The organism is Bartonella sp. Raccoon60, from assembly GCF_002022585.1.
Lineage (GTDB): Bacteria > Pseudomonadota > Alphaproteobacteria > Rhizobiales > Rhizobiaceae > Bartonella > Bartonella rochalimae.
This window is the reverse complement of sequence record NZ_CP019786.1, coordinates 557,610-578,473: the sequence shown is the minus strand read 5'-3', so window position 1 is coordinate 578,473 and position 20,864 is coordinate 557,610. Positions and strand designations below refer to the sequence as shown.

At 34.2% G+C, this 20,864-nt stretch carries 15 protein-coding genes; 4 read left to right on the top strand and 11 right to left on the bottom strand.

Annotation, left to right across the window (positions count from 1 at the left end):
- Positions 1–4: 4 nt before the first annotated feature.
- The gene (plsX, locus tag Bra60_RS02550) at positions 5–1,075 is read right to left on the bottom strand and encodes a phosphate acyltransferase PlsX (protein WP_078688507.1); all 1,071 of its coding nucleotides are present in this window, start codon (positions 1,073–1,075) and stop codon (positions 5–7) included.
- A gap of 136 nt (positions 1,076–1,211) precedes the next feature.
- Positions 1,212–1,769 (bottom strand): YceD family protein, encoded by a 558-nt coding sequence (locus Bra60_RS02545; protein WP_078688506.1) that lies wholly within the window; start codon positions 1,767–1,769, stop codon positions 1,212–1,214.
- A gap of 229 nt (positions 1,770–1,998) precedes the next feature.
- On the opposite strand from Bra60_RS02545, the gene Bra60_RS02540 reads away from it, so the two are divergent.
- Positions 1,999–2,514: an outer membrane protein assembly factor BamE gene (locus Bra60_RS02540; RefSeq protein ID WP_078689036.1), complete on the top strand. Its 516-nt coding sequence runs from the start codon at positions 1,999–2,001 to the stop codon at positions 2,512–2,514.
- A gap of 50 nt (positions 2,515–2,564) precedes the next feature.
- On the opposite strand, the gene nusB is transcribed toward Bra60_RS02540, so the two are convergent.
- The 6 genes from nusB to glyA form a co-directional block, all read right to left on the bottom strand.
- Positions 2,565–3,035 (bottom strand): transcription antitermination factor NusB, encoded by a 471-nt coding sequence (gene nusB / locus Bra60_RS02535; protein WP_078673710.1) that lies wholly within the window; start codon positions 3,033–3,035, stop codon positions 2,565–2,567.
- A 2-nt stretch (positions 3,036–3,037) separates the two neighbouring features.
- The gene (locus Bra60_RS02530; protein WP_078698044.1) at positions 3,038–3,496 is read right to left on the bottom strand and encodes a 6,7-dimethyl-8-ribityllumazine synthase; all 459 of its coding nucleotides are present in this window, start codon (positions 3,494–3,496) and stop codon (positions 3,038–3,040) included.
- Between the two features lie 72 nt (positions 3,497–3,568).
- On the bottom strand, positions 3,569–4,186 hold the full coding sequence (locus Bra60_RS02525; RefSeq protein WP_078688505.1) for a riboflavin synthase: 618 nt from the start codon (positions 4,184–4,186) through the stop codon (positions 3,569–3,571).
- The gene (ribD, locus tag Bra60_RS02520) at positions 4,168–5,292 is read right to left on the bottom strand and encodes a bifunctional diaminohydroxyphosphoribosylaminopyrimidine deaminase/5-amino-6-(5-phosphoribosylamino)uracil reductase RibD (RefSeq protein WP_078688504.1); all 1,125 of its coding nucleotides are present in this window, start codon (positions 5,290–5,292) and stop codon (positions 4,168–4,170) included. Before ribD ends, Bra60_RS02525 begins: the two co-directional genes overlap by 19 nt.
- On the bottom strand, positions 5,285–5,767 hold the full coding sequence (gene nrdR / locus Bra60_RS02515) for a transcriptional regulator NrdR (protein WP_035005941.1): 483 nt from the start codon (positions 5,765–5,767) through the stop codon (positions 5,285–5,287). The genes ribD and nrdR overlap by 8 nt, the downstream gene beginning before the upstream one ends.
- 12 nt (positions 5,768–5,779) lie before the next feature.
- Positions 5,780–7,093: a serine hydroxymethyltransferase gene (gene glyA / locus Bra60_RS02510; protein ID WP_078688503.1), complete on the bottom strand. Its 1,314-nt coding sequence runs from the start codon at positions 7,091–7,093 to the stop codon at positions 5,780–5,782.
- Between the two features lie 321 nt (positions 7,094–7,414).
- On the opposite strand from glyA, the gene argC reads away from it, so the two are divergent.
- Positions 7,415–8,347 carry an N-acetyl-gamma-glutamyl-phosphate reductase gene (argC, locus tag Bra60_RS02505; RefSeq protein ID WP_078688502.1) on the top strand — a complete coding sequence of 311 codons (933 nt, stop codon included), beginning with the start codon at positions 7,415–7,417 and terminating at the stop codon, positions 8,345–8,347.
- Positions 8,348–8,365: 18 nt separating this feature from the next.
- Here argC and Bra60_RS02500 read toward each other — a convergent pair whose 3' ends face one another.
- The 3 genes from Bra60_RS02500 to hfq all read right to left on the bottom strand — a co-directional run bounded on the left by Bra60_RS02500 (position 8,366) and on the right by hfq (position 12,736).
- Positions 8,366–9,442: a COX15/CtaA family protein gene (locus Bra60_RS02500; RefSeq protein WP_078688501.1), complete on the bottom strand. Its 1,077-nt coding sequence runs from the start codon at positions 9,440–9,442 to the stop codon at positions 8,366–8,368.
- 1,655 nt (positions 9,443–11,097) lie between these two features.
- Positions 11,098–12,444 carry a GTPase HflX gene (hflX, locus tag Bra60_RS02485; RefSeq protein ID WP_035005951.1) on the bottom strand — a complete coding sequence of 449 codons (1,347 nt, stop codon included), beginning with the start codon at positions 12,442–12,444 and terminating at the stop codon, positions 11,098–11,100.
- A gap of 52 nt (positions 12,445–12,496) precedes the next feature.
- Positions 12,497–12,736 (bottom strand): RNA chaperone Hfq, encoded by a 240-nt coding sequence (hfq, locus tag Bra60_RS02480; RefSeq protein ID WP_035005952.1) that lies wholly within the window; start codon positions 12,734–12,736, stop codon positions 12,497–12,499.
- A gap of 792 nt (positions 12,737–13,528) precedes the next feature.
- On the opposite strand from hfq, the gene Bra60_RS02475 reads away from it, so the two are divergent.
- Both Bra60_RS02475 and Bra60_RS02470 read left to right on the top strand, forming a co-directional pair.
- The gene (locus tag Bra60_RS02475; protein ID WP_078698043.1) at positions 13,529–18,118 is read left to right on the top strand and encodes a hypothetical protein; all 4,590 of its coding nucleotides are present in this window, start codon (positions 13,529–13,531) and stop codon (positions 18,116–18,118) included.
- A 326-nt stretch (positions 18,119–18,444) separates the two neighbouring features.
- Entirely contained in the window at positions 18,445–20,799 is a 2,355-nt protein-coding gene (locus Bra60_RS02470) for an NADP-dependent malic enzyme (RefSeq protein WP_078688498.1), read from the top strand.
- Positions 20,800–20,864: the final 65 nt, after the last annotated feature.

The window sequence follows — 20,864 nt, the reverse complement described above, 5'->3', positions numbered from 1 at the left end:
TCTATCATACTACCTCCATATTTGTCCCAGCTTCATCTTCATTACCTAAAAATAATTCTTTGCTTTCATGAAAGAGGCGTAAATCTGTAGCTATTTCTTTTAAGATCCCATTACTTACCATTTCATAACCAACACGAATAGCAGAAGCGAAACCGTTAGCATTAGCACCACCATGGCTTTTGATAACAACACCATTTAAACCTAAAAGGACACCACCATTAACCCTATATGGATTCATTTTATGTTTTAATTTACGAAAAGCACTTCGTGATAAAAAATACCCAATATATGAAAAAATAGAACTACGCATAGCAATATTTAAGGTTTCAGCCATCTGCCGAGCAGTTCCTTCTGCAACTTTTAAAGCAATATTACCGGAAAATCCCTCAGTGACAACAACATCAACGATTCCTTTTCCAATATCATTTCCTTCAACAAATCCCTTATATTCTAAGCTATCTAATTGTACTTTACGTAACATCATCCCCGCTTTTTTTATTGCATCCAAGCCTTTGACTTCTTCAACCCCCACATTTAATAAACCAACGCTTGGCTTTTCAATATGATATAAAGCACGGAACATTCCAGCACCCATAACTGCTAAATCAACCAATTGACTAGCAGATGCTCCAATTGTTGCGCCAATGTCCAAAACAATACTTTCACTACGAAGAGTTGGCCAAATACCAGCAATACCAGGACGTTCAGCTTCTGCCATCATTTTTAAACAAAAATAAGACATTGCCATGAGAGCACCAGTATTACCAGCGGAAACGCAAGCATCAGCTTTGCCATTTTTTACGGACTCAATCGCATGCCACATTGATGATTTCCCACGCCCATTACGAAGTGCTTGGCTAGGTTTTTCATCCATACGCGTATAACCTTCCGTAGGATAAAAACAGGACACAGCAACCAAATGAGGGTATTTTTTTAAAATCGGTTCAACAACTTTATCTATCCCATAAAACAAAAAATGAATATTTGGCAAATATTTCTGAGCAATTGCAGCTCCTGCAAGAGTAATTTCTGGACCATAATCACCACCCATTACATCCACAGCAATTTTAATCACGCTTGCTTACCCTATATCTTTAAATTTAAATTGCGACGGTTTGCTATTAAACAATTATAAAAATCATCGCTACAATTTCTTTCCAGAAGATACTGTTTTTATACAAGTATACAACAGATAATTTATATGTTTACAATCACTTCCACTCTTTTAAAACAAAAAATGGTGACGAATTTTGTTTAATTTTTTCTAAATTTTTGATCGTATCTAGATTAACGCCTTTTTTACGTGGATATTGATTAATTGATAATTCTAAAAATTCTTCCATAACTGCACCAATATCAATTTTATCTCCACAAAACACTTCTGGTATATCTGATCCTTCCACATCTAAAAATAATTCACCCGTACCCTCTGATATTTTAGGCTTAACTAAATTCGAGTCTTCAGGAACAAAAACAATGTTAATATTTTCACGAATAATATCTTCCAGCGGCTCTAATGTAATAACGCACGATTGTATTATATGTGCTTGTAATAAACCTTTTACACGTACTCCACGTTTTTTCCATGGTAAAATACAAAATTCTCCCTCAAAAAATTTTACATCAACTAAACCGTGATTCTTAGCTAAAGATGCACATTCCTGCTGATCTGCACAAATATGAACTTTTATTCCTTTTGTAGGTAATGAGCGCACTGATACTGGATAAGTTAAAGCAAATTCCATTTGAGAAATATTTGAAATAGTCATTAGCGACTCCAAAATATAAAAAAGAATATATTATACTGCACCTTCTGTTTGACCAGATTATATTTTATGAATTTTTTTCTTTTCTAAAGAAACTCTATATGGCATTATAATCAAGAAAAGCTATCGTAAGATATGGTGAATAATCATTAAATCAAAAATTTAAGAAAGACTTGAGATCACCTTTTCATCATATATTACTAAGTGTAAAATGGAGATATCATTGTTTCAAATACCCCACACAGTAAACACTAAACGCAAATTACTGATGAGCCTCTCAATAGTAAGTATAATAGGAATAGCAGGTTGCAATCCACTTAGTTATTTAAACTCAAGTCAAATATATAATTCCCTTAATTCAAGCCAAATATATAAAGAAGGTTATATTCTTGATCAAAATGCTCTTGATTCTATCTCTATTGGCTCAAGTCAAGAGCAAGTTCTTTTAGCTTTAGGATCTCCTTCTCTGAAAACGCAATATAATAATGAAGTTTTCTATTATATTTCACAAACTCGATACCGAAAAATGCAATTTATGAAAACCAAAATTACTGATCGCAAAGTTTTGGCAATCTACTTTAACAAAGATCGTCAAGTTACAAAAATAGCTAACTACGGTTTACAAGATGGGAAAATTTTTGATTTTATCACACAAACAACACCAACTGGTGGTAATGATCAACCATTTTTAATTCAACTTATCAAGGGTGCTCCAGACCCTACTGATGATCCAGTTATTAACCGCTAGTTTTTAATGTTCAATTAAAATCCCGATAATATCGGGATTTTTTGACAAGTTTATTGGCACATTTCCTTTGCTATACTGTCAAGGACTGCGTTTACAAGCCTTGGTTCATCATTGTCAAAGAAAGCCTTAGCTATATCAATATATTCATTCAGAATGACAGCAATAGGCACACCTTTGCGGTTGATTAATTCCCATAAACCCGCACGCAAAATTGCTCGTAATGTAGAATCAAGACGTGAAAGCGCCCATTCTTCAGAAAGTTGTTGATGAAGCATAGGATCAAGTTGCTTTTGATCTCTTACAACTCCAACAATAATAGAGCGAAACCATTGAAAATCAGCATCAAGATATTGGTTACCGTCAATATCTTTTCCTAAACGATAAGCCTTATATTCAGCTATTACTTCCATAGCACCAATGCCAACCATATCCATTTGATAAAGCGCTTGTACAGCAGCGAGTCTTGCTGCCCCTCGTTTATTAGCTAAGCGTAGAGAGTCCTTGCCTTTTACATCATCCATATTTAATGATTATCTCCAAATTTTTTCTTTAGAGCAATCATACATAAAGCGGCTTTAGCAGCAAAACCACCTTTATTTTTTTCATCATTTCTTACACGTTCCCATGCTTGTAATTCATTTTCAACAGTCAAAATTCCATTGCCAATAGCTAATTGTTGATAAACGGTTAAATCCATCAATGCGCGACAAGAATTATCAGCTACGATTTCAAAATGATATGTTTCTCCCCGAATAACACAACCAAGCGCTATATAACCATCGTAGTATATTTCATTATTTTTTTCAGCTAGAGTTATTGCATAAGGAATTTCTAATGCGCCAGGAACTGTTATGATATCATAACTCACTTCAGCTTTTTGCAAAACACTCACCGCACCCGCAAGAAGAGAATCGGAAATTTCATCATAAAAACGCGCTTCAACAATTAAAACACGCAACTTTTTATGCCTATTTCTTGTCATGTGGCTCCTATCAGAAAAACAAAGGAACTTGAAATTATTGTAATCTCAAGTTTTTAAAAAAACAAAACAATTTTACGACTTATTCATTTTAAAATCTGAAAGTCTAGCTACATAACGAGCCAATTGATCAACTTCCAAGTTCACCTGATCTCCAACATCAGCTTGCCCCCAAGTTGTCATTTCAAGTGTATGACGAATAATAAGAACATCAAAAATATTATTTTCAACATAATTAACAGTCAATGATGTTCCGTTAAGTGCAATAGAACCTTTTTCTGCAATAAATGAAGCTAATTGCATTGGAACCTGCAAACGAAAACGAGTTGCACCACCTTCATTTTTTTTCTCAATAATCTCAGCCAGGCCATCGATATGGCCAAAAACTAAATGTCCTCCCATTTCGTCACCAAGTCGTAGTGAGCGCTCTAAATTAATAAGAGTTCCTTTTGTCCATTGTGCAAGATTAGTTAAACGCAATGCCTCTTCCCATGCTTCAACAATAAACCAATGAGAATCTGTAGGTTTTAATGCGCGTTCAACAATTGTTAAACAAATACCTGAACATGCAATTGATGCACCTATTTCTAAACTCTCCACATCATAATGAGTAGAAATATTTAAACGCATTCCCTGTTTTAAAAGTTGAATATCTTCAATGCAACCAACATCCGTTACGATCCCTGTGAACATAATATCTTACGTCTCCATTTATACAAACGATCATTCCCCAACATTCTCATTTCAACTTTATTAAATTCTGAAAGATAAGATTGAAAATGAGGAGCCTTAATTCGATCTTTCCCTAAAATAATCGGCGCATAAAAACATATTAAACAATCTACACAACCGGCATCTAAAAATATTTTTCCTGTCTTTGCTCCTCCCTCAAGTAAAACACTATTGATTTTACGCTGATAAAGTAACTGTAAAATAGCAAAAGGTGATAACAAATTATTGTTAGTATCCACTGAACATATGGTTATACCACATTGTTCTAAAGCTATTTTTTTTCTTTTTTTCAAAGAACCTGTACTACAAATAACCCATGTAGGGATATTCGCTGCTGTTTGAACGACTTTTGCATCAAGAGGAATGCGTAAATCTTTATCCAAAATAACACGTATAGGTGAACGCATTTCAAGTCCTGGCAAACGACAATCTAATTGTGGATCATCTGCTAATATAGTGCCAATACCAACCATAATAACATTATTTTGGGCACGCAAAATATGAGTTTGTGTACGAGAAATTTCTCCACTAACCCTTACACTCCCTTGCCCTTTTTTGCCTATGCCATTATCTGCAGAAATAGCCATTTTCAAAGTAACTTCACAGCGCTGCAACTTCTTTACACATAAATAAGCACTTAATGTTTCAAAAGCCTCTTCAGCTAAAACCCCTTCAACAACTTCAATACCTGCTGCGCGTAAGAGAGCAATACCACAACCATAAACTCGCTGATCCGGATCAGAAAGAGCAATGACAACTCGAGTAATACCTGAATTAATAAGTGCATTAACACATGGTGAAGTTTCTCCATAGTGTGAACATGGCTCTAAAGTAACGTAAGCAGTCGCGCCACAAGCCAAAGGGCCTGCCATAAGTAAAGCTTGCACTTCAGCATGAGGTCTCCCCTGAATAGCAGTTACGCCATAACCAATAATAGACGCACCTGCCCCTTTATTTTGTACAATTAACGCACCGACAGAAGGATTTTCACCCGTAAGACCAATATGACGTTCTGCTAAACGAATAGCAGCAGCCATAAATCGCTTATCTTGTTCTGCTTTATTCATCAAAACCAGATTCTATATCTGTTGCGTCTTTTGATAATTCATCTATCACATTATGAAAATCACTTGCGTTACGGAAATCACGATATACAGAAGCGAAACGAATATAAGCGATATCATCAATACCTTTTAAAGATTCCAGTACAAGATGACCAATTTTTTCTGAAGAAATCTCAGGTTCTCCTAAACTCTCAAGCTGTCGCACGATACCGGAAATTGCCTGTTCAATATGCTCAGAATCAATATCACGTTTACGTATTGCTAGATTAACCGACCGCATTAATTTATCACGATCGAACAACTCACACCGACCACTTTTTTTGAGAACAAAAAGCTCACGTAGCTGGACACGTTCAAAAGTTGTAAAACGACCACCACAAACGGAACATACACGCCGACGACGGATAACTGTTGCCTCTTCCGTAGGACGTGAATCCTTAACCTGTGTATTTTCACATTGGCAATAAGGGCACCGCATCTTTTTTATACCTCAACAAGAACTTAAATAAGAATAAAGAGGAAATTCACTTGTCATATCATGTACCTTCTTTTTGACAGCTCTTTCAACTGAAGTATTCTCTCCATCATTTCGTGCCAAGCTAAGATTATCAAGAACCTCTGCAATAAAATTTCCAATCTGAGTAAACTCACGTTCTGAAAAACCACGTGTTGTTGCAGCAGGTGTACCCAAACGAATCCCTGAAGTTATTGATGGTTTCTCGGGATCAAAGGGAATACTATTTTTGTTGCAAATAATATTAGCACGGCCCAAAGCTTGTTCTGCACTCTTTCCTGTTATATTTTTAGAACGCAAATCGACTAAAAATAAATGATTATCTGTACCACCAGAAACAATATTAAAACCATTATTTTTTGAGCTTTCTGCTAAAGTTTTAGCATTAATAACTACATTAGCAATATAGTCTTTAAAAGCAGGTTGCAAAGCCTCTCCCAACGCAACAGCCTTAGCTGCAATAACATGCATTAAAGGGCCACCTTGAAGACCTGGAAAAACTGCCATGTTAATTTTTTTGGCTAAGGCTTCATCATTTGTCAATATCATACCACCACGGGGACCACGCAACGATTTATGCGTTGTTGTAGTGACAACATGAGCATATGGTACAGGTGAAGGATGAGCATTTCCAGCAACTAAACCCGCAATATGAGCCATATCAACCATCAAATACGCTCCAATTTCATCTGCAATTTCACGGAACAATTTCCAATTCCATAAGCGCGAATAGGCTGTGCCACCTGCTAAAATAAGCTTTGGTTTATGCTTTTTTGCTAAACGCTCTATTTCCTCCATATCCAGAAGTTGATCTTCTTGACGAACACCATAAGAAACAACATTAAACCATTTGCCTGACATATTAACAGATGAACCATGGGTGAGATGGCCACCAGAATTCAAATCCAGCCCCATAAATGTATCACCAGGCTGGAGCAGAGCTAAAAATACAGCCTGATTCATTTGGCTACCAGAATTAGGCTGCACATTTACAAAAGCTGCACCAAAAAGCTTTTTTGCTCGCTCAATTGCTAATTCTTCAACTAAATCAACAAAATGACAACCACCATAATAACGCTTTCCTGGATAACCTTCTGCATACTTATTGGTTAAAATTGATCCCTGAGCTTCAAGAACTGCCCTTGAAACAATATTTTCTGAGGCGATCAATTCAATCTCATGGCGCTGCCGTCCAAGCTCACCACTGATTGCATCAAAAACCACAGAATCAGTAACTTGTAAACTATCATTAAAAAAACACTTCCGCAGATCATTTGCTTGCTTGGTCATAAACATGTCCTAATATTAGAAATTAAGGTAATAGAAGGTAACACAGCAAATCTTATAGACAAAATCTTTTAAATTTAATTTCAAAAACTGTAAATACAGCAAAAGTTCAGTCTATATCTTTATTTTTGTAATAATAAAATCCTATCTTCAAAAAAATAAATGACAAACAAATTACATTCTAAAACTTATATTACGTAATGTTATTATACTCTTTTCAAACAAGAAAATAATAAGCTTGCAGTTCTAAAATATCCAATTATTTAATTGAATAGAATACTAAAAATGGGATCTAACAGTAAAAATTAAATTTAAGGATAATAGATGGCAACAAAAATTTTTATTGATGGTGAACATGGAACAACCGGACTGCAAATACAAAAGCGATTGGCGAAACGTTCTGATTTAGAATTGCTATCTATCCCTCACAAAGATCGCCATAAGCTTGATTCTCGAAAAGACTACCTTAATCAAGCTGACATTGTTATTTTATGTCTTCCGGATGAAGCCGCACAGGAAACTGTTAACCTCCTTAAAAATAATAAAAAAATTAGAATTATTGATAGCTCAACAGCGCATCGCACTGCTGCAGACTGGGTTTATGGCTTTCCTGAAATGACAACAGGACAAAAAAAACGTATCCAAGAAGCGCACTATGTTGCAAATCCTGGATGTTATCCAACCGGCGCAATTAGTTTGATTCGACCATTACGTGAAGCAGGTTTAATAGACTCTGATTACCCAATATCAATTAATGCTATATCTGGCTACACAGGCGGTGGCAAACAATTAATTGCTCAAATGGAAAATCAATCTAAAAAAGATTCTCTGAAAGAAAACTATTTTATTTATGGTCTAAATCTTAATCATAAACATATTCCCGAAATCAAAATTCATGGGCAAATTAGCCAAACACCTATTTTTGTGCCAAGTGTTGGCCGTTTTCCTCAAGGAATGATTGTTAATATTCCCCTACATCGCACCTTATTTACAAAATCAGTTAACTGTTCTGATCTTCGTGAAATTTTTCATGTCCATTACAATAAACAAAATACAATATCTATTGCATCACAAGAAGAAACCGAAATACTAACCAAACTAAACCCAGAATCCTTAGCACATAAAGATAGTATGAAACTTTTTGTTTTTGGCAACGACAATGACGGTATTTTCAATCTTTGCTCTATATTTGATAATCTCGGAAAAGGAGCATCCGGATCCGCTGTTCAAAATCTTGATTTAATGCTTTCAGGCTGAAATTTTTTTAAAAAGTTCTTATTTAAGAACAAGATATGACCCCTTTGTAGCCCGCCAATGAACAACTGAAAAACACAATACTGCTAAAGCAATACTTTGATGAATAAGGCCCCAACTAATTGGCACTTCATTTAACAATGTAATAATACCCAAAAATGCCTGAAAAACTATGATAACAAATAACAAAAATGCACGACGAGCATGCGTTGAGTGAGGATTTCTTTTGCTTACATACAAAACGTGAATAATCGCCATAATAAATAAAAAATAAGCAAAAAAACGATGTACAAATTGCACTGTTAAAGGATTTTCAAATAAACTGAGCCAAACGGGATTATAGTTCAGCAATCCATCAGGTATAATTTGTCCATCCATTAATGGCCATGTATTATAAACCTTGCCTGCATGAAGACCTGCAACTAAAGCACCAAAATAAATCTCAACTAAAATGCAAAAAACAAGCCAACCTGCAAAACGTTGTACAGTTTGATCTGCCGGTTGTTCTAAATATTCTGTAAGACCTCGAGATAAATAAGTAACAAAAATAATCACAAAGCATGCCGTTATTAGATGAATCGCTAAACGATATTGACTAACGCTTGTTAAATTACTTGATCCTAAACCAGAAGCTACCATCCACCAGCCAATAACACCTTGAACAGCAATAAGAACTGGTACGGATACAAGCTGAAGAAGAATATTTTTTTCGATACGCTTAGTTGCCCAAAACCAAATTAAACCGCACAAAGCTAAAAGACCAACCAAACGACCAAGAAAACGATGACCCCATTCCCACCAAAAAATCACTTTAAATGCATTTAAAGTCATATCACGATTGAGTACTTTATACTGTGCTATCTGTTGATATTTTAAGAACTCTTCCTGCCATTGTTCTACACTAATCGGTGGAATTATACCATAAATCGGCTTCCATTCAGTTATTGATAACCCAGATCCTGTCAAACGAGTAGCTCCGCCTATTAAAACAATCGCTAAACAAAGCAATAAAATAGCATAAAGCCATATCTGTATTTGTTTTCGATTTTGTTTTTGTAGTGGCGTCAAAACTATGTCATTCAACCTTTTTATTGTCATTTCTGATTATCTCCAGTTTATCTACAACTACAAAAATGCCCTATAAAACACCAAAGCCCTGCTATAAGATATAATTAGCGCTGTTTTTGCACATTACAACTATGAATTGATACAATAAATATTCTTTGAGAATTTATATATCGTCTGCACTATCCAATTATGTTTACAAAGTAGAACACCACAAACATAATAATCTGTCAATTCTGCAATTTCTTCAAATCTATATTGAGGCTCAACAGTCATCTCTAAAATAATAAAATCATAATCTTTTTTAAGTTCTTGTAATATAATTAAGGGTAGCATTTGAATTTTTTTTGCGCGCTCAGCAATTCATTGTCCCCCACGGAAAAATATCAACTCCCGTATCATAATCATGATAAATAACATCATGCAATTGCTGACATTCTTTTAAAACATCACCCCTGAACATGAGCTCATCGCTTTTTCTATTTGTTGCCAAGAAATATCTACCAACAAGATTATTTTATATTCCTTGATAAGAAGAGATAATTTTTCTGCTATTCTTGCAACTTCTGGTCAGATGATTGAAAAAACTGTTGAAACACATAATTTAAGCAAACTGATAATTTTTTTATTGCACTCAAAATTTAAGAGCTTCTTTTTGCCTTAAATCAGAAGGTACTACCATTGCTTTTAAAACTTTCTTTCTCTAAGTGTTTTTTGTTACAGAATATTTTTGCAGTAATAGCCCTTCTCCACAAGTGATAAGGATTGAGATTGCTCCTTCACAAAAGTATTAATTTTCTCTCTTAACTGTGTTTTAAAGCTTTCTGCAATGATCCCATCCCAATGAATTTGATCAACAATCTGGGAAATTTTACTTTCTAACTGAGCAAAAAGTTCCTCTATTTCTACCAATCATTACCTTGATTTGACGCAGCCATTAAGCCTAATTGTAAAGCCATATGAGCTTTTTATGTATTCAAAAATCAAGTTTAGTCTTTATAGCTATAACAACAGAATTATCCATTATAAATTAAAGATAATAGAGATTGTTCTTGTTGATACATGATTTTAATAGAAACAATAGATGAATGAAATGTCTTTAAGATATGAAAAGTGTATTTTTATCGTATTTGATCTCGCTTCATGATTTTTTCAGAAAAGTTAGAAAATCAGGTTTCTAAGCCCTGTCAGGTATCTTCAACAGTTTTGCTTCAAAAGAAAGATCAATAAAATCACCTTCGCGTAATAATTGGATATTTTTATAAACTCTTTCACGTCTATATCATAGAAAATTATTCTATCAGAACTTGAATAATTTAGAAAAACCGGTTGAGAAAATAGTAATGGGATAATATTATTTTGTTTATCAGTCGATAATCGATAATAGTATTCTATCAGAAGCGCATAATATAAATGTTAATATTGCTTGGTAAGGTTTTGGATAAACAAAATTCACAATACACAATGTATCGTTATTAAAAAAGCAATAAGAGTTTTTTGCTACATTATGCGCACTAACAATTTTTTATCGTATTTAAAGATTCATTTTTATTTTAACCAGAAAAATATATTACTCTCTTTTATTTAAGAGATAATAGGAACACTCCTCTTAACTACAGCCTATATTCGACTACAGCCTATATTCGTTCAAGATAAGAAAATATAAAAACTTTTTATTTACGATAACTTTAGTACATATTTTGTTTTATATAATTCAATCGTTTTCTTGCCTCAGCAGTAAGCATTGCTTTAATAGTAATAGAGCCATCATCGTTGCTTTTTTGTTCTATTTGACCAGAGTTCTTATAGAACCAATCAATAATCCTCATTTCATCAGGCTTTAAAATCAACTCAACACTTTGTATATCCCCAAAAATCTTCTTTTCAATAAGTGCTAACAATTGACTTAAACCTTTACCAGTAAGGGCTGATATCATCAGTGCAGAATTTAACATTTTTTTTGAATTTGTCTGCAAAACGCCCAATGCGTGTTGATCTAACGTATCAATTTTATTCCAAATTTCCACGATATGATCCGTGTCATTAATATCAACACCAAGATCTGAAAGTATTTCAAAAACATCTTGAGCGTGAGCGTAATGATCAGGATCGGATACATCTCTTACATGAAGAATTAAATCAGCTTCTATCACTTCTTCAAGGGTTGCTCTAAAAGCTGCAATTAAATGTGTTGGTAAATTAGATATAAAACCTACAGTATCAGATAAAAGAACTGTTTGCCCATGAGGTAGAACAATTTTACGTAAAGTGGGATCAAGAGTTGCAAATAGCATATCCTCTGCCAATACATTAGAATCACTTAAATGGTTAAAAAGTGTTGACTTCCCCGCATTTGTGTATCCTACCAAAGCAATAACAGGATGAGGTATCCTTTTTCTTTTAGCTCTGTGAAGAGCACGTGTTTTAACAACAGTTTCTAATTCGCGACGAATACTAATAATTTTATTTTGCAAAAGACGTCTATCTGCTTCAATTTGAGTTTCACCAGGACCACCCAAAAAGCCAGTACCACCACGTTGCCTCTCCAAATGTGTCCAACTACGAACAAGCCTACTTTTTTGATAAGATAAATGAGCCAATTCTACTTGTAGGACCCCTTCCTTTGTTCGCGCCCGATCACCAAAAATTTCAAGAATCAAAGCTGTTCTATCAATAACCTTACAATTCCATAATTTTTCCAAATTACGCTGCTGCACTGGTGTTAGAAAATGATCAACAATCGAAAGCATAATATGATGCTCATTTATATAATGAGCAAATTCATTCGCCTTACCTATCCTAAACAAAGTTGAAGAACATGGCTTAGCAATATTGATAATTTCATAATGAACAACATTCAATTTAATAGCACGTGCTAATCCTAACGCTTCTCTTATTCGAGAATCTACTGAGCGTTCATTGAAAGTCTTTTTCTGCTTGTATCCATCAGAACAGATCGGTACAAAAATAGCAACACGCATCTGCTGCTCAATCTGTGAAATAAACTTCCCAGATTTCTTATTTTTACATATCATGACAACTTAAAAATTATAAAAAGGATAAAAGATATACAATACTGTAGGCTGTTTACTGATCATCTTCATTTTCGAACAGCTGTACAGATTGCCCGGGCATAATTGTAGAAATAGCATGTTTATAGACTAACTGCACATGCCCATCACGGCGTAGAAGGATACAAAAGCTGTCAAATGATGCAACAATACCTGTCAGCTTAACACCATTTACAAGAAAAATTGTAAGAGAAATTTTTTGCTTACAAACTGTATTTAAAAAAATATCTTGCAGGTGTTGTGATCGTTCTGCCATTATTTTTACACCTTGTGTTGTGAAATGCATAAATATTTATCACAATATTTTTTAATATATATTGACTGAAAGTACTAACTTGTCAATGTATCGGTACTAAAAATTTTATAAGATATTATCTTATATTACATCGAATATAATATTTATGAATTATGAGCATAAATATTAGCAAATTCAGATACAAAGTATGATAACTTTTTAGCACTTACTTGGCGTTAATAAATATTATTTAAAGATTCACTTTACTATTTTTCAATAAAATTTTCAGTAAAAATACGATATTTTTTAACTGAAAGAATAACAACCATGTTTATTTTATAAGGAATAAACGATTAGACTATCTAATTTAGAAATATAGTACTTTGATTATGTCTTCTTATTATAAAAGAAATTAATGTGCTTCAGAAATTTCTCCTCAATACAAATATCGCATTATAATATTATTTTTTGTATATCGACATACTCATTACGTTTTGCAACAATCTCTAGAACATTATTTTAAATACAATTTCTATTAAATTGCTCCCAATTAAATGCGCTAAATTTGTAATATTTTCTATCAATTTAAATTATCTATAGATAGTTCCATTACAGTTATAATTTTATATGATATTGTTTTTAATATGTTTTTTATTGTTTTTTAGCATAAAACAAAAGCCGCGTTAACTTTATCTTGATAAGTTTTTAAATTTTTCCTTAAACATATTCCTTTCTAAACAATTAACGGTTAGTATATAGAAATATCTGGATAAGGGCGTATTCCTTTTCCATCTGTAAGAGTATGAGGCGAGTATGGCACGCAGAACCAAATTGCAAACATTTGAAATCGAAGTCGAAGAAGCTCTTGAAAAAGCAATGAACTTTGACTTTGATAACGCAGAGATCGAAGAAATAATATCAAGTGACTCTGAAAATCTAATTAATGTAGATGATTTGATTCAAAAAATTGCAACTTCAGAAGAAGAAATCCTTTCTGAAAATGAAACTTCAGTTCTCACCTCATCTAATATTCATGATAATGCTGTTGTTGATGAATCAGTTGCTGAATTACTTTTTGGTCAAAAACCGATTCATGAGCTTTCAGGTGGAACTGTACGTGGTACACTATTACCTACACAACCTCTCCCTGCTAATGATGATATAACAGTACCTTTCAATTTCAAATCATTAAAACAAAATGGTGCTTCTCGAATTTATTGGAGCACGACAGCTCTCAGTGCTCTATGGGCAACAGGTGGTGCTTTTATTGCTCATAAACTAGCTCCTTCTGGTCTAAGCTCTTTAGCAAATATAATTACTTTTATTACATCCCCCCTCGGATTAGCTGTAGCGGCAGGAACTACAATTCCTATCCTTATGTCTTGGGGAGTTACCCAACTTATAAAACGTTCAAATGAATTGCGTAATATTGCCATTCTTATGACCAATGCTGCACAACGCCTTAGCGAACCACAGAATATTTCTGAAAAACAAGCAATTGCTATAAGTCAAACTCTTCGTAAAGAAGTAGCTGCGATGAATGAAGGAATCGAACGCACCCTCGGCCGTGCTGTTGAACTCGAAGCTATCATTCAAAGTGAAGTTCATAATCTTGAACGAGCCTATTCTGAAAATGAATCACGTATTTATACCTTAATTAAGGAGTTAAATAATGAACGTACAGCAATCTTGAATCATGCTGATCGCGTACAAACAGTAATCAAAGGAACACAAGAGCAACTGAGTGATGAATTTGACTTAGCTACTTCCAAAATTGCAACCAATGTTGAGAAACTTGCGCAAACTCTTACCCAAACCTTACAACAACAAGGGGAAGATCTTGTTAAAAAGCTCTCTTACGCAGGTGATGGTGTAACAAATCAACTCTTTGAACAATTTAATGAAACAACATTACAAGTTCAGCAGAAAAATACAGAATTTTTTCATGTATTAGGAAAAACCTTTGATACTTTTGCAGAGCGTTTTGATAATAATGAAAAACAATTAGAAAAAACTTTCGATGAAACAGCTGCTAAAGCTGAATTGCATATTGCTAAGCTTGCAACGCGTATACAAACTGCAACAGACCAAACTTTATATAGTGTTGATGAGAAATTTAAAACATTAGATGAAGCAATTATTGACCGTAATAATCAATCATTACAAGATTTTGATGAAAAAATTAAGCAGCTTGATCAACAAGCATATAAACTCTCTTCTAAATTTGATAATATCACCTCAGAAGCAATTGAAGCGTTTGGAAATCGCCTAGTAAACGTTGACTTATCTCTTAAAGAACACAGTGATACCATTATCGAATCCTTCGTTGCACGTAGTAAAGAATTAGAAAACAACGCTGAAAAGCTTGGTAACTTTCTGGAAGCTCATGCCTCTCAAATCAACGTAAATCTTAAAGAAATAACTACTGATATTAGTAATGTATTTACAAACGGACATGATCAGATTTTTTCTGCAGTTGATGCAAGCAAAAAAGTTTTACAAGAAGAAATCAAAAATGTCGATAATGCAATTATAGACATAATAAATGAGCGCTCGCAAGACTTTAAAACACAAATCGCTAATCAAAGAGATGTCATGGCGAGCATGTTGGACAGCGAAAACAATAAAATTGCTGACACATTAAAAGATCAAATTGATGTATTGACCAAAAATGTTTCAGATGTTGAAAAGACGTTGAGTCAAAATATTCAAATTGTTGATCAACATGCTAAAGATCATGCTAATAACATAATTCAGTGTACAGAAAAACTACAAGAATCCATCACACAAAGCTGTGATACAACTAAAAATGCTTTAGAAGAACAAATTAAAAATATTGATATACGTGCCGATGCTCTTCGTGATTCCTTAGCTATCAATAGTTTTGCTCTTAATGAAGTTCTTGCAGATCAAGCGCGCACACTTGAGCAACGTATGGAAACAATTCATAATATCATCGCTAAAAGCGATATACATGTTGATATGGCATTAAAACAACAAGCAGACTTAGTCGAAAATGCAATTACTAATAATAACAAAGCCGTTACTGAAACCGTTCAAAACCATATAAAAAATCTTGAAGGACATACTGATCTCCTTAAGAACACTCTTTCTCAATCACATGATGTATTCCTTGATACTCTTCAGACACGCGTAGGATTATTCGACGAAAATTTGGAAAGTCGTGCACGTCAAGTTTTTGAACGTGCCGCTACATTGGAAGAAACGTTATCCGAAAAACTTGAGAAAGTATGTGAAACCATCGACATGCAAACATCTACTTTTGAAGAACGATCCAATAACCTAAAAAAATCTATAGTCCTTAATAATGAACATAATCAAGCAATCCAAAAAGCACTAGAAGAAAGTGCAGATAACATACGTCTCTCATTGGAAAATTCTGTTGATACAGTTACAGATAACGTACAAGAGAAGTTTACCAATATTTCTGAAAAATTAGTATCAATAATAGCTAATGAAACAGAAAAGTCAGAGGCTTCTCTTGCTACTGCTGGTAATCAATTTATTTCATCTTTTGCTGATGTTGTTATCAAAGCAACAAATATTATCTCAGAATCTAGTAACCGTATTGCATTGAATGTTGAACAAACGGTCAATGAAACTAGTGAGAAAGTCATTTCTGCCCTAACTGAGCAGACAGCTCACACTGCAAATGCCTTCACAACAGTAAGTAATGATGCGCAAGCATTGATTAATGAAACAATTCATGCTTCAGCAGAAGCAGTTAATCAATTACTCAGTGAACGTTCTAATGTTCTTCATCAATCGATGTTAGATTTTCAAAATAATTTAAGTCATCAATTAGCTAATGTAAACAATCGCTTAGAAGAAGCAAAAGATGAAACATCCGCGAAAATTTCAGGACATATGGAACAATTAACAGAATTAACAGATTATTTGAATCAAACAGTATACAATACAACTGAAACGGTTAGTAACTTAACCCAGCAAATTGGTGAACAGCTCTCGCTTTCAACACAAGAAGTTGAACAAAGAATTTATGCACAAAATGAATCCTTAGTGAATACTCTTACACAAAAAAATTCCGAAACTATTCAAACTATGGCTACTGTACAAGAAGATCTTATTAAGAATGTGTCAGGTGTCATCGAGCAATTGAACCAATCCATTTATAATATTCATGAAAACAGTAACATTTTGATATCAACGGTTCAAAGCCTTGACGGTCAGTTGAATGAAACTGCTAATAATTTCTTCCATAATACCAATCAAGTAGCAGAATACTTATCAACGTCAAATCAAGAGCTCAATAGCAATGTAGAGACGTTACAAGGACTTTCTCAAAATACATTTGAACAAATTAGTCATATAACAAACAATTTTGGTGAACATGCTAAAACGCTTTCTGAAGCTATTCGCGTTCTTGAGCAATCAGAAAACACACTTAATATAACACTCCAAGAAAAGCAAAATGCACTTTCCGTATTAAGCAATGCCCTTATTTCGAAATCTGATGAGGTTAATCAACTTATAAAACATTACGAAAATGTTCTTAGCTTAACATTTGAACGTGCTGATGAAAATACACGTAACTCGACACATTTAATGCAACGAACACTTCATGAATTGATTAATGAAGCTTCAACACGTTTTTCAGATGCTGCAGAAAATATACGCTTTTCAGCCAATGAAATTCGCTCAGAACTTTCAAAAGTTAATAATGATTTTAATGAAAGTATTCAAAAATTACCAGAAAAAGCGAAAGAAACAACACAGACAATTCGACATGCCTTAAGTGAACAAATTGTAGCATTAAAAGACTTAACGAATATTATGCACAATACTGAAAAAGAACAATCAACACCAACAATATCCCCATCGTTAATGTCAAATAGTGCAACTTCTGGAGTCAATAAAAAAATAGTGCCACCACAGCCTATTGTACAATCAGGACAACACAAAACAAAACAAAATAAATGGGTATCAGACCTTTTAGAAAGAGTCTCACGTGAAGAAATATTATACTCAGAAAAAGATAATAATTTCTCTTCCTCACCAGAAAAAGAAAAGTCTGATTCTATGAATGAATCCCTGAACTCACTAGTAAATAGTATTGTTCAAACCATTAATCATAATGCTGCTGTCGAGTTATGGAATCGTTATAAACGTGGACAAAAAAATATCATAGCTGAACATCTTTATACACCGAATGGAAAAATAATATTTGAAACAATTAGAAAAAAATATCTAAATGATATAGATTTTAAAGATTCAGTTAATCAATATATTTCAGAGTTTGAAAAATTATTACGTGATATATCTCGCAATTCTGGAAATACCCATTTAGCCCGCCAATATTTAACATCAGATACTGGAAAAGTTTATACTATGCTTGCTCATGTAAGTGGACGAATTCAATAAAATAAAAAGAAAGGTGAAAAAGTTTTTCTTTTTCGCCTTTTTTCTTTTTAATTTTATCTATTATATATAATTATATTATACTTTTACTGAAAGCATAATCTATTTAAAATTGTAAAAATTATAGAAATTCTGTCAGAAGGACAAAATAATACTACTAATATTAGTGAACCTATTAATTAATATACTCTCAGAAAGTGGTTTCGTAATCTGGAAAAATTAACCTACCCTTACCTTGTGATATGAAAAGAAATCAGAACCGTAATGGATAAAACTGATTATAAATAGCAACGCTTCTATAAATATAGACTAACTCGGATATTATCAAAATGTCTAAAAAACAAAATAGCAATACTCGTCTGCAACAAACTGAACTTGAAAGCTCAGCACTTTTTTATCACCAACATACGAAGCCTGGAAAACTAGAGATACAAGCAACAAAGCCTTTAGATAATCAACGTGATCTAGCGCTTGCTTATTCTCCAGGCGTTGCTGCGCCATGTCTTGCGATTTATGATGATCCAAAACTTGCATCTCAGTATACTTCTCGTTCTAACTTAGTCGCTGTTATAACAAATGGAACTGCCGTTCTTGGCTTAGGAAATATTGGCCCACTCGCCTCTAAACCGGTTATGGAAGGAAAAGCTGTTCTATTTAAAAAATTTGCAAATATTGATGTTTTTGATATCGAACTTGATGCACCCGATATCACAAAAATGATAGAAACTGTATCTGCATTAGAACCGACATTTGGTGGAATTAATCTTGAAGATATTAAAGCTCCAGAATGCTTTGAAATTGAAGAACAACTTCGTGCTAAAATGAATATTCCGGTTTTCCATGATGATCAACATGGAACTGCTATTATTGTTTGTGCAGCGGTGTTAAACGCTTTAAGTCTTGCTAACAAAAAAATTGAAAATGCAAAAATGGTTTCCTCAGGTGCAGGCGCAGCTGCCTTGGCTTGTATTAACCTTTTAGTCCGTCTTGGAGCAAAAGTAGAAAATATTTGGCTTAGCGATTTAGATGGTGTCGTGTACAAGGGTCGCAAAACACTTATGGATCGTTGGAAAATTAACTACGCACAAAAAACTGATGCGAGAACTCTAGCCGACATCATAGAGAATGCAGATATCTTTTTAGGCCTTTCAGCAGCTGGAGTTTTGAAACCTGAATATTTGAAAAAGATGGCTTCAAAGCCTTTAATTCTAGCACTTGCCAACCCAACACCGGAAATTATGCCAGAAGAAGCAAGTGCAGTACGACCCGATGCGATGATCTGCACAGGGCGTTCCGATTATCCTAATCAGGTTAATAATGTCCTTTGTTTTCCTTATATTTTTCGTGGTGCATTAGATGTTGGTGCAACTGCAATTAATGAAGAAATGAAAATAGCCGCAGTTCATGCGATTGCTGCCCTCGCCCGTGAAGAATCTTCAGATGTTGCAGCATGTGCATATTCAAAAAAGCCACCTAGTTTTGGGCCTGAATACCTCATTCCTTCGCCTTTCGATCCGCGTTTAATACTACGCATTGCCCCTGCTGTCGCTAAAGCAGCAATGGAATCGGGTGTGGCAGTACGGCCGATTGAAGACATGGAGGTCTATAATGATACTCTTAATCGTTTTGTATTCCGTTCTGGTCTTATAATGAAGCCTGTTTTTGCAGCAGCCAAAACAGCAAGATGTAAACGTGTAATCTATGCTGACGGTGAAGATGAACGTGTTCTTCGTGCCGCACAAATTGTTCTTGAAGAACAAACAGCTATTCCTCTTCTTATTGGTCGTCCACATGTGGTAGAGACAAGATTAAAACGCTTTGGTTTAAAAATTCGTCCTGGCATAGATTTTGAAATCACAAATCCAGAAAATGATCCACGTTTTCGTGACTATGTCAATTTATTTCTACATTATACAGGCAGATGTGGAGTTTCACCTGAAGTTGCGAAAACAATCGTAAGAACATCAACTACAGCTATTGCAGCTCTTGCAGTTATGCGTGGTGAAGCTGATGCAATGATTTGTGGTCTAGAAGGACGTTTCGAACGTAATCTTGAATTAATTGAACAAATCATTGGGCTTAATCCAAATGTTAATCATTTTTCTGCCGTTAGTCTCCTTATCTCTACACGTGGTACTCTTTTTCTAACGGATACTTACGTTAATGAAAATCCTTCTGCGGAAGAAGTAGCAGAAATGACAATCCTAGCAGCGCAAGAAATTGAAGCATTTGGTATAAAACCAAAAGCAGCTTTATTATCACACTCAAATTTTGGTTCCAAAAATACAGCAAGCGCGCGCAAAATGCGTCGTGCTACCGAAATCCTTGCTGAATTATATCCAAATTTGGAAGCAGATGGGGAAATGCATGGTGACTCTGCACTTTCCAAAATTCTTCGTGATCGTGTTTTCCCTGCTTCACGCCTTACAAGCGAAGCTAATTTGCTAGTCTTTCCAACACTTGATGCAGCCAATATCACGCTTAATATCGCAAAAAATTTAACAAATGCACTGCATGTAGGCCCTATTTTGATTGGAGCTGCACGTCCCGCACACATTCTAACACCTTCAGTAACTTCACGGGGTGTTGTCAATATGACAGCTCTAGCAGTCCTTGCTGCAAATAGAAAAAATCTTACAATAAAACAAATGAAAACAAAAGATTCTCATGTAGATAAAACTTAAAAGTCTCCTGTAGAAACACTTTAGAAACCAAGCTAAATTTATTGTAAATTCATTTTCAATATTGA